The sequence below is a fragment of the Candidatus Marivariicella sp. genome (assembly GCF_983056325.1).
On sequence record NZ_CEZOWA010000006.1, the window covers coordinates 93,278 to 104,647 of the forward strand.

11 protein-coding genes are annotated in these 11,370 nt (G+C 28.8%); 4 read left to right on the forward strand and 7 right to left on the reverse strand.

The genetic code is table 11. From position 1 onward, the window contains the following. Positions 1–41: 41 nt before the first annotated feature. Genes AC3ATN_RS03210 through AC3ATN_RS03225 form a run of 4 tightly spaced genes read right to left on the reverse strand, consistent with a single transcriptional unit; the run spans position 42 to position 4,391 of the window. The gene (locus AC3ATN_RS03210) at positions 42–2,516 is read right to left on the reverse strand and encodes a PIG-L family deacetylase (RefSeq protein WP_487531792.1); all 2,475 of its coding nucleotides are present in this window, start codon (positions 2,514–2,516) and stop codon (positions 42–44) included. A 37-nt stretch (positions 2,517–2,553) separates the two neighbouring features. Continuing rightward, entirely contained in the window at positions 2,554–3,126 is a 573-nt protein-coding gene (locus AC3ATN_RS03215; protein ID WP_487531793.1) for a Maf family nucleotide pyrophosphatase, read from the reverse strand. A 1-nt stretch (position 3,127) separates the two neighbouring features. Then, positions 3,128–3,655 carry a KdsC family phosphatase gene (locus AC3ATN_RS03220; protein WP_487531794.1) on the reverse strand — a complete coding sequence of 176 codons (528 nt, stop codon included), beginning with the start codon at positions 3,653–3,655 and terminating at the stop codon, positions 3,128–3,130. After that, the gene (locus AC3ATN_RS03225; protein ID WP_487531795.1) at positions 3,621–4,391 is read right to left on the reverse strand and encodes a Rossmann-like and DUF2520 domain-containing protein; all 771 of its coding nucleotides are present in this window, start codon (positions 4,389–4,391) and stop codon (positions 3,621–3,623) included. Before AC3ATN_RS03225 ends, AC3ATN_RS03220 begins: the two co-directional genes overlap by 35 nt. A 140-nt stretch (positions 4,392–4,531) precedes the next feature. On the opposite strand from AC3ATN_RS03225, the gene AC3ATN_RS03230 reads away from it, so the two are divergent. Continuing rightward, a complete protein-coding gene (locus AC3ATN_RS03230) occupies positions 4,532–7,663 on the forward strand; it encodes a cytochrome c biogenesis protein (RefSeq protein WP_487531796.1) in 3,132 nt (1,043 codons plus the stop codon). Here AC3ATN_RS03230 and AC3ATN_RS03235 read toward each other — a convergent pair whose 3' ends face one another. Next, positions 7,664–8,077 (reverse strand): TerB family tellurite resistance protein, encoded by a 414-nt coding sequence (locus AC3ATN_RS03235; protein ID WP_487531797.1) that lies wholly within the window; start codon positions 8,075–8,077, stop codon positions 7,664–7,666. Between the two features lie 100 nt (positions 8,078–8,177). On the opposite strand from AC3ATN_RS03235, the gene AC3ATN_RS03240 reads away from it, so the two are divergent. Genes AC3ATN_RS03240 through AC3ATN_RS03250 form a run of 3 tightly spaced genes read left to right on the forward strand, consistent with a single transcriptional unit; the run spans position 8,178 to position 9,971 of the window. Then, positions 8,178–9,092, forward strand: a complete 915-nt coding sequence (locus AC3ATN_RS03240) for a dimethylarginine dimethylaminohydrolase family protein (protein ID WP_487531798.1) — start codon at positions 8,178–8,180, stop codon at positions 9,090–9,092. Then, positions 9,092–9,493: an arginine deiminase-related protein gene (locus AC3ATN_RS03245; RefSeq protein WP_487531799.1), complete on the forward strand. Its 402-nt coding sequence runs from the start codon at positions 9,092–9,094 to the stop codon at positions 9,491–9,493. The genes AC3ATN_RS03240 and AC3ATN_RS03245 overlap by 1 nt, the downstream gene beginning before the upstream one ends. Next, a complete protein-coding gene (locus tag AC3ATN_RS03250) occupies positions 9,474–9,971 on the forward strand; it encodes an arginine deiminase-related protein (RefSeq protein WP_487531800.1) in 498 nt (165 codons plus the stop codon). Before AC3ATN_RS03245 ends, AC3ATN_RS03250 begins: the two co-directional genes overlap by 20 nt. Positions 9,972–9,990: 19 nt before the next feature. Here the strand turns inward: AC3ATN_RS03250 and AC3ATN_RS03255 are convergent, their stop codons facing one another. Further along, the gene (locus tag AC3ATN_RS03255) at positions 9,991–10,779 is read right to left on the reverse strand and encodes a class I SAM-dependent methyltransferase (protein WP_487531801.1); all 789 of its coding nucleotides are present in this window, start codon (positions 10,777–10,779) and stop codon (positions 9,991–9,993) included. Between the two features lie 9 nt (positions 10,780–10,788). Next, on the reverse strand, positions 10,789–11,298 hold the full coding sequence (locus AC3ATN_RS03260) for an asparaginase domain-containing protein (RefSeq protein ID WP_487531802.1): 510 nt from the start codon (positions 11,296–11,298) through the stop codon (positions 10,789–10,791). Positions 11,299–11,370: the final 72 nt, after the last annotated feature.

Sequence of the window (11,370 nt, forward strand, 5' to 3'; positions counted from 1 at the left end):
TGTTTATTAGTATCAATAAGGTATATAAATTTTTTTTTATCTTATTCATGCCCATAATTAATTAAATTAACAAATAATCGATAGGCACCTGGAACTCCGGCAGGCAGTTCTCTAAAAAAACTTAATCCAGTATAAATTATTTTACCATCACCAAAATCTGAAACTAGCAAGCTTCCTCTTTTTTTTGTTTCATTAATGTCATTCATCTCTAATAAGGCTTCAAATTCGTTTCCCCAATTATTTGGAAAATACAATCCTCTTTCCTGAACCCAATTATTAAAATCAAACTGACTTATTGAATTTGGATAATTTAATATTGAATGTGATTTATTAATAATTTTAATATTCGAGTTTTCATCTGTCACCCTGTCTCGTGATATTTCTAATTTAAATGGAGTGATATCCTTAGTTTTTAGACCTCTACTGGTATTGTATTGAATAATTAAAGTCCCTCCATTTTTCGCATAATTCCACAAAATTTTGTTTTTAAAACGCAACTCTTCTAAAACATTAAAAGCCCTTATTCCAACTATTACTGTTGGAAATTTATTTAAATTTTCAATTGAAATATTAGTTGGATCTATTTTAACTACGTTAATATTAATATTTTCTAAACTTTCAGGTATTTTATCTCCAGCTCCCATAATATAGCCAACTCTTGTTATATTATTTTTTAAATTAATCTTTAATAATTTGGAGGAGCTAGTTTTAACTATGAATTGTTTGGGTATGTGAGGGTAGTCGATTTTAACAAGTTGTTTATTATATATTTTACCTTCCGACTTAACCTCGGGTATTACAAATCCTGAGGTATTTTTTTCATTGGGTTTGACCTTAAATGAATAATTTTTTTCTTCATTTTTATTTTTAATATCTAAAATATATTGTTCTGGTTTCACACTCCATCCCTCAGGAATAGAGAGCCTTAAAATTCCTTTAAAATTATCTTTATAGGTGGTTGCAGATACTGAAATTTGTTTTTCCTTATCATCTGGAAAAATATAATCGGGTTGATCTAAATTAACCGTTATTTTAGGTACAATAGTAAAAGGAGTAACTACTTCTCCTTTAACAGGATCATTAAAACGATAGTTAGCATTAACTAACAATGAAAATCTTGTTTTATTAATTTCAATATTTACACTTGCAGATACTGCACGAGGAGTTTCAGGTAATCCTTTTAGTTTATTTTCGTCAACTTGATACATTCCAATATCACCATCTCTTAAAAGCCAATATGGTGTTGATATTTTATCTCCAATTAATATTTTTATTTGTTTTTCAAACAGTTCATTATCAGATAAATTTTTGCCAATATTAAATTTGGTATCATTAATAATAATGCTGTTTAATTGAACATTTGATTTTGATGGATTAACAAATTTTAAATTAAATTCTTCAGATGAATTGGGTATACCCAATTCATTTTTACTGTTGAGTTGAATTTCTAAACCTAAACAGTGAGATATAACGTTTTTAACTTCTTCAATTTTCTTTCTTTTCCAATATCCATCCTCTACATTTTCAATAGCTTGATAAATTTGAATTAATGACGACACGTTTTTTTGTGGTTTTTTAAAATCAAAATTGTTTAGCAATGTATCTATTAGTGTCTCAACCTTATTGCCATTTTCCAATCTATTCCAACTGATATCAATTCCTTCAAAAGGATCATTTGATATGATAGGATTTCCCTTTATAAGCTCAAGATAGTTCCATTTTGGTCCGCCTGGGCTTGGGGATCTTCCAAAGCCTTGTGATTTATGCTGACTTCTGCTTTTTGATGAAATCTCATCATATGTTACCCCAGTTAACGTATTTAACTCTCCATAATCAAAATTCAGGAACTGACCTTTGTCAACATTACTAAAATTCTCCTGACTTCCATAAAAAAACCATGAAACATTAAGAAATAGTCTTTTTGGACTCCAAATAGATAAATTATCTAAATGTTCTGGAAAAGAAGTATTATCGGAGGACAAATCAAATGCATCGTAACTTAGAAGGGCAGAAGAGGTATGATGACCGTGGGTGGTTCCTGCTGTTCTGTGGTCAAATCTATTAACAATTATATCAGGTCTAATTGTTCTTATATGTTTTACTATTTGACTCATTAATTCATTTTTATCCCAAATATTTAGTGTTTCATTTGGATTTTTAGAGAAACCAAAATCATTTGCAGTAGTAAAAAGCTGATTAGCACCATCAATTTTTCTTGCAGCTAATAATTCATGTGTTCTAATTAAACCTAGTGCATCTCTTAGTTCGGTTCCAATTCTGTTTTGACCTCCGTCACCTCTTGTTATTGAGAGATAGGTTGTTTCAATATGGTGTTTATTGGAGAAATAAGAAATAAGACTTGTATTTTCATCATCAGGATGAGCACCTATATGAAGTAGACTTCCTAAAACGTTAAGTTTTTGAATTTTAGAATATATTTCAGAACTACTTTGAGATTTTAAATTTAAAGTGATCAATACTAAAACAATAAAGGTAAATGAAGTTTTGATTTTCATGATTTCATTCTATTTAAACAGATTTAAAGTTAGTATTTTAGTTTTTAATTTTTTCAATTTCATTTAAAACTTCATAAACGGGTAGACCAACAATATTTGTGTAGCTTCCATTAATTCTTGAGACATTCATTAAACCTATAGATTCTTGAATTGCGTACGAACCAGCTTTGTCATATGGGTTTTCATTCAATATGTAATCTTCTATAACCGACAAACTTAACTTTTGAAAGGTCACCTCTGTAGTTACATCAATACAATGAAAATCGGATTGAGTTAAAAAACCTACGGCTGTAATTACTTTATGGGTACTATCAGATAAAGTGCTTAACATTTCTCTTGCATCATCAGCAGTCAACGGTTTTCCAAGAAAATTATCATTGTGCCAAACAATAGTGTCCGCTGTTATTACAATTTGATTTTTTTTTATAATTTTTCTGAAAGGTTCTGCTTTTAGTCGAGCAATATATCTTGGAATTTCAAAACCTTTTAAGTGTTTTGGAAACTTTTCCTCCACATCAAAAGTTTTAATTGAAAAAGGGAAATTAAATAGTTTAAAAAATTCTTTTCTTCTTGGTGATTTAGATGCAAGTATTATCTCTTTTTCAATCATATTATTCTTTGAATTTATCTAAATACGTCCATTTATTCTGAACCCTTAGAACTTGCTCAATTATTTCTCGGACACATCCCATCCCTCCATCTTTATGAGATATATAATCTGCAATTTTTTTGACATCCACTGCTGCATCCTGAGGACAGGTTCCTATTCCAACACTATTCATGACTGGGATATCAGGTAAGTCATCTCCCATATAAAGAATTTCATTTGGAGACAAGCTATATTTATCCAATATATGTTCATAGGATTTTTCTTTGTTGTGTGAATCAAAATAAATATCAGTAATCCCAAGCGATTTTAATCGATTTTTTACAGACTCATCAGTTCCTCCAGAAATGATTATGACTTTATATTGATTATCTATAGCAAATTTTATGGCAAAGCCATCTTTGGCATTCATTAAACGTAACATTTCACCATTTGGTGAAATCAAAAGTTTTCCATCTGTTAAAACCCCATCAACATCAAAAATGAAAGTGGTTATATTATTTAATCTCTTTTTGTAATTTTCTTCTATCATAGCTAACCTGAATTGATTCTGTTATTGTATTGTAAAGTTTTTTATCATTTAAATTTTTGATAAGTTTATTATGAATTTTTAATGTTTCGTAATCAAATCTTCTTGCTGGGCCAGTTTGGATTTCCTTTGGATCATTATTCAGTGTTTGGTTTATCGTATTCTTTATTATAGGTTCTAAAATAGAAAATGAAATATTGTTATTAAGACATATTTTTCTTCCTTTATGGATCATATGATTAACAAAATTATTAACCCAAACTGCTGATAAGTGAATGTTAGCTCTTTGTTCTGAATTTAAACACTCATAATTGCCACCCAATGCTAAAACGAGTTTTTTTAAAACATTAAGATCATTATTGTTCTTAGCTTCGATACAAAACGGTGTTCCTTTAAAAGGATTAGAGTTTGATTTTAATATTGTCTGTACTGGAAACAAAACTCCTGATCTAGAATAATTATTAAAAATATCTATGGATGTTGCTCCTGAACAATGAATAATAAAATTATCAGTATTAATAAAATTAGAAATTTTATTAATTGAATTATCTGAAACTGCTAAAATATACAAATCAGCTTTTTTAAGATTTTTCAAAATATTTATTCCTTTTTTTGGAATTTTTTTATCTTGCCAGTCTCTTCCATACCATTCAAGTAAATTGAAATCTTTTAGTTTATTTATTTTATCTGCAAGTTTTGTACCAACATTTCCATTCCCAATAATCGTTATTTTTAACATAATTTCAAATGTACATAATGTTGTCAATAAATTAATAAATTAAAAAATTCATAATCATAAAATATTTCATATTTATAAGAGGAATTCTATTTTAAAATTCAGTATCAAAGGGTATATTTGTAGTATCAATTTACAAGATAATGCAAGAGAAATTTTTTAAGTATTTGTTTTCAAATCAACTAATGGCTCTTTTGTTTATAGCATTTCCAACTGCAATGGGTATTGGCACTTTTTTAGAAAGCTTTTATTCTACAACAGCTGCCAAAATTTGGATCTATAATGCTCGATGGTTTGAGCTTATTATTGCCTTACTAATGTTAAATTTCATTGGTAATATTTTTAAATACAGACTTTTTAAAAGAGATAAATGGATAGTGTTGTTACTTCATCTTTCTTTTATATTAATTATTTTTGGAGCATTTATAACACGTTATTTTGGTTTTGAAGGAGTAATGCCTATTAGGGAAGGAGATCAGACTAGTAAAATGATATCAGAAAAAACTTTTCTAACAGTTTTGGTTGACGGAGAGATTAATGGTACTCTTCAAAGAAAGAAGCTGACTGATGAAGTTTTATTTTCCCAACACACTTCAAATAATCTAAAATGGAATAAAAATTTTGATGGTCAAGATTTTTCAATTACTCGTGTCAAGTATATGGAAAATGTATCGGAGGGTCTTGTTTTAGATCCTGAAGGTGAAAGATATCTAAAGATTGTTGAAGCAAATGATGGAAATAGGCACGAACATTTTCTAAAGGAAGGTGAAATCGCAAGTATTCATAATGTTCTTTTTACATTAAATAATTCGGTAGAAGGTGCTATTAATATTCGATCCGAATCTGGTCTTTACTATATTGATTCCCCTTTTTCTGGAACATTTATGAGAATGTCTGATCAGTTCAAAGGGGAGATTAATGAAAATGTTGAACAAGAGTTATTACTTAGATCCCTGTATGCAATTCCAAATTTCCAATTTGTAATTCCTGATCCACCATTGAGGGGAAACTTTGGTATTGTTAAGTCAGAAAATAATTCGACTAATAAACAAGATGCATTATTCTTATCAATCAGCTCCATGGGCGAAACAAAAGAAATAGGAATAATAGGAGGAAAGGGAGTTGTTAATGAGCCAAAGAGCATAAAAGTAGGTGGGCTTGATTTTAATATCTCATACGGTTCGCAATCATTAAATCTTCCTTTTTCAATTACTCTGAATGATTTTATTGCAGAAAAATATCCAGGCACAGAAAAAAGCTACTCATCTTTTATGAGTAAAGTTACAGTTAAAGACAATTCAAAGAAATTTGATTACGACATATACATGAATAACATTTTAGATTACCAAGGATATAGATTTTTCCAAGCTTCTTTTGATCCAGACGAAAAGGGAACTATACTTTCTGTCAATAATGATTTTATGGGAACGTTAATCACTTATATCGGATATATTTTATTATATCTATCTATGTGTGGTATTTTTTTTATTGGTAGAACTCGATTTAAAAATTTATCTATGAGCCTATCAAAACTTAAGAATAAAAATTTTTCAATTGTATTTCTATTTTTCTTTTTTAATATTTTAAGTGCCCAAGATTCATTTACCAAAAAATTTGAATTGCATCAATTTGATTTTGATTCATTAATTCAAGTTACTGCATTTCCAGACGCTCAGGCAAATAAGTTTGGGAGTTTAATAATACAAGATTTAGGTGGTAGAATGAAACCAGCTAATACTTTTTCTTCAGAATTACTTAGGAAAGTAAGTAAAAGCGATACATACAAAGGACTTTCATCAGATCAAGTATCATTATCGATAGTTAATAATCCTTCAGTATGGTATAATGTCCCAATCATTTATTTAAAAAGGGGCAATGATAGTCTTAGGATGATCGCTGGAATAGATAAACAATCAAAATATGCACCTTTGGTATCTTTCTTTGATGAAAAAGGAAATTATAAAATTGCTAGTCAATTAGAAAACGCATATCGATCTCAAACACCAAATCAATTTCAAAAAGATTTTATTGAACTCGATAAAAGAGTTAACCTGTTATATTCAGCCTTGGAGGGGAAGGTTTTGAGGATTTTCCCTATTCCAAAGGATTCGATTAATAAATGGGTTTCATTTCCAGAATTAAAGGATGTCAGCATAAGTGGAACAGATTCATTGTATGTTAATAATGTTTTACCACTTTATTTCCAATCTATGCGAATAGGAAAGTCTAACGGAGATTTCACTCAGGCTGATGAACTTATAGAGAGTTTAAAAGGTTATCAGCGAAAGTATGGTTCAGAGGTCATTCCAAATTCTTCAAAAGTTAATGCAGAAATTTTGTACAATAAATATGATATATTTAAAAAATTATTTAGTTGGTATATATATGCTGGCCTTTTATTATTCGTGATTTTAATTTTGAGAATTTTTAATGAAAATAAAATATTAAAATATCTTGAAACAGCAATGATAAGTGTTATTGTAGTGCTTTTTTCATTTCATTCATTAGGTTTAATTTTTAGAGCATTTATTTCTGGTCATGCTCCATGGAGTGATGCATATGAGTCTATGATATATGTTTCATGGGCAACTTTATTTTTCGGTTTAATTTTTGGTAGAAAATCATCACTTACAATTGCAGCTACAACATTTGTGTCCTCAATGATACTTATGATAGCACACTGGAATTGGATGGATCCAGCTATAGCAAACTTACAACCTGTCTTAGATAGTTATTGGCTTATGATTCATGTTGCTGTAATTGTAGGTAGTTATGGTCCTTTTTCAATAAGTATGATACTTGGAATTGTAGCTTTGTTTTTAATTACTATAACAACAAATAAAAATAAAAATAAGATCAAACCTAAAATTAAAGAATTAAGTATAATTAACGAGTTATCTATTACGATAGGTTTAATAATGTTAACGATAGGGAACTTCCTCGGAGGTATGTGGGCTAATGAAAGTTGGGGAAGATATTGGGGATGGGATCCCAAGGAAACCTGGGCCTTGATTTCAATAATGGTATACGCATTTGTAATTCACATGAGGTTGGTTCCAGGATTAAATGGTAGGTGGCTATTTAATTTGATGAGTATTGTTGCATTCTCAAGTATTTTAATGACATATTTTGGTGTAAACTTTTATTTAGTAGGACTTCATTCTTACGCAAGTGGTGATAAAATTATAACTCCAGACTTTGTATACTATTCAATTTTGTTTATTATTTTTTTAGGATCAATATCATTCTATCAAAACAGAAAATACTATAAATAGTTACTTTAAAGATGAAATAAAATCGTCTTCGTCAACACCAGATTGTACAAGTTTAATTGATTTTTCAACTATTAAATTTACATCTTCAATTGGAAACCCCAGAGCTATTGTGAATTTATTGAGTAATTTTATTTCTTCTTGATCTGCAATTTTATCTGCAACAACAATCCTAGACAAGTCATAAAGTCTTTCTAAACGCTTTTGCTCAGATGCAGGGGGGTTTATATGATAAGAGTCAGGGTTTAATATTATCTCATCTACCACGCAGGGTTCAATTTCTAATAGAATGCCAAGTCTATTGATGAATTTTCTTTCTTCATCTGTTATAACATTATCACTTAAAGCTACTTTTACTATTGAAGCAAAATGATCTCGATTACGGTTTTTGAAATTACTTGAAAAAATATTGGACATGAATTTTTTTTCAAATATAAAAAACCTCTATTTACTTTAAACATCTATAAGCATATTTATATTTATTGTTTGTATTTTTTTACTTTAGCTTCAAAATTTAATGATGCTTTTAAATATTGTAGACGAGACATCAGCTCTTGAATCAGTTGTTGTTGGTATTGCCAACAGTAGTGGAGGTATCCCTTCTTTAGATGATGTATATGACCCAAAATCAAGGGTTCACATACTTTCAGGAACATACCCTTCAGAGATTGATATGATAGGTGAACTAGATAATTTTGTTTCAAAATTAATCTCCTATGGAATTAAGGTGTTTAGACCAGGTGTAATAAAAAACTATAATCAAATTTATTCAAGAGACATTGGATTTGTAATAGAAAATAAATTTATTAGATCAAACATTTTGCCAATCAGGTCAAGAGAAATTGATGCCCTTAAAACTATTATAGGTTCATTTCCCGAAGATTGTATAATTTCTTTTCCGGAGGATGCTCATATTGAGGGTGGAGACGTTGTTCTTCATAATGATAAAATTTACGTTGGTGCATATGTAAAAAATGATTATTCAAAATACATAACTGCAAGAACCAACAGTAAAGGTTTAGAGGTTCTTCAAAATCATTTTCCGGAAAAAAAAGTTATTTTGTTAGAATTAAATAAGTCTAATACAGACCCAAAAAAAAATATTTTACATCTTGATTGTTGTTTTCAGCCAATTGGAAAAACATCTGCAATAATTCATAAAGAAGGATTTTCTAATCAAAATCAATTGATATCATTAATTAATGATTTTGGTTCTGAAAATTGTTTTTTTATTAATTCTAAAGAAATGTTTGATATGATGAGTAATATTTTTTCAATAAATAAAAATACTGTTGTGTCTGATCCTAGTTTTACTAGACTTAATGAATGGCTTATTATTAATAAATTTAAAGTAGAGGAGGTACCTTTTAGAGAAATTGCAAAACAAGAAGGTTTATTTAGATGTGTCACCTTACCATTAATTAGAAAATAATGAATGGATTAACTAATCATGTTTTAATGGTTCGCCCTCATCTTTTTAAAAAGAATGAACAAACATCATTGAATAACTACTATCAAACTGACAGCAGTTTAGACATAAACACATTAAATAAATTAGCTCTTATTGAATTTGATCAATTAGTTAAATGCTTAGTTGACAATGGTATAAAAGTTACAGTTCACCAGGACAATGGTAAACCTGAGACCCCAGATTCATTATTTCCAAATAATTGGATCTCTTTTCATAATAGGCATAAAGTGATTATTTACCCTATGTTTGCTAAAAATAGAAGGGATGCAAGGTCTGATAATGTGTTTAATTCTCTAAAATTATCGGGTGTAAACTCAGATATTATTAGAGGGAACTGGAAGTATGGTTTTAGATCGAGTTAATAAAAAAATTTATGCTTCATTATCTGACAGAACAGATAAATCTATAATACTAGATTTCTCAAAAAAAATGAAATATAAACCTATTATATTCTCTTCATTTCAGAATGTTAAGAATATGAGGTTAAAGATTTATCATACAAATGTTATGATGAGCATTGGGGATAAATTTGCAGCCGTAGGATTGAAAACCATAGATGATGTCAATGAAAGAGAAATGGTTTATAATGAATTAAAAAATGACAAAAAAGAAATTATTTCACTTACTGAAAATCAAATTGAACAATTTGCTGGAAATATGCTACTTGTCAAAAACTCAAATCAACCCTTACTGGTGATGAGTACTTCAGCATTTAATTCGTTATCTATGGATCAGATTAATAAATTTGAAACTTATGCAAGGATAGTTCACTCTAGTTTAGAAACAATTGAGAAATTAGGGGGAGGGAGTGCAAGATGTATGTTAGCCGAAATTTTTTAAACATAACTTTTAATAATATTTAAAAAGTATTTTTTGTAGCCACAAAACGAATTCTTTTATAATCAGCATACCAATTTCCATCAATAAAACATTTTTCTTTTAAATTTTCTTGAACCTCACATTTAATATCTTCTATATGTACATCATTTACATCTTTGAAAAAACTTCCAGCAAACATTGATATCCAATCCTTCATTCCGTTTTTTTGATTAGTGAGTTTGGTTGGACGATCAAAACACTTTGCTGTTACAATTTTAAATCCAGAAGATTCTAATTCAGCTGAATATTGTTCAATTGAGGGAAAATACCATGGAACTATTTTAGATTGATCTAGATACCCTCTAATTTTAAGAGAGTTCCTTAATTGAGCAATTATTAATTTGACATTGTCTTTTCCACCAAACTCAAGAACAATTTTCCCATTTTTTTTCAAATTCTCATACATACATTCAATGACATTCTTATAATTTGTAATCCAATGCAAAGTTGCATTTGAGAAAATGGAATCAAATTTTTTTTTAAATCTAAAATTCTCTGCATCTACTAATTGAAAATTGATTTTTTTAAACCTTAATTTCGCATCAGTTATCATTTCAATAGACTTATCAATTCCGATTGCTTCTTTTGATAATTTATCAATTTTAAATGTTAACTGACCAGAACCACAACCTAAATCTAAAATTCTTTCATTTTTTTTTGGATTGAGTATTTCTATAAGTGATTTACCGTAATCGTATACAAATGAATGTTCATCATTATATAATTTTGTATCCCATTTTGAAATTATATCCTCTTTTTTATATTTCATGGGCTCTATTTAATTGATGCCTTTATTTTTTTCTTTAAAAATGCCATTTTTTATATCCTTTTCGACCTTATCTCCATCAAATGTTTGTCCATGCATACTAATGTAAACCCCTTTTTTTAGTGTTTGAACCATTGAAAGAGCACCTCCTAAATTGAAAAACCCGTCTGACGAGCTTCCAAACGCATAGGGAACCATAGCTCCAGTGATTACAATAACTTTATCAGGGATATTTGCTTTAATTAGATAATTTGCAGTATTAGTCATCGTATCTGTTCCGTGAGTAATTACTATATATTTAGATTTACAATTTAAACATGCTTTTTCAATTAATTTAAGATGTGATTCATTCATTTCAAGACTATCAATTAACATTATTTGATCGATAGTTAACTCAAGTCTACACTTTGCTCTCTCAAGCATTTCGGGAATATGGGTCTTTTCAAAAAATAACTTACCAGTTATAGAATTGTATGTTTTATCAAAAGTTCCTCCAGTTACAAATATTTGAATTTTATTCATTTTAAAAGTTCATAACAGTATTGGTAATGTATCTTTTGAGACGATAAAGTTGTTCTTTTTTGAGACCTAAAA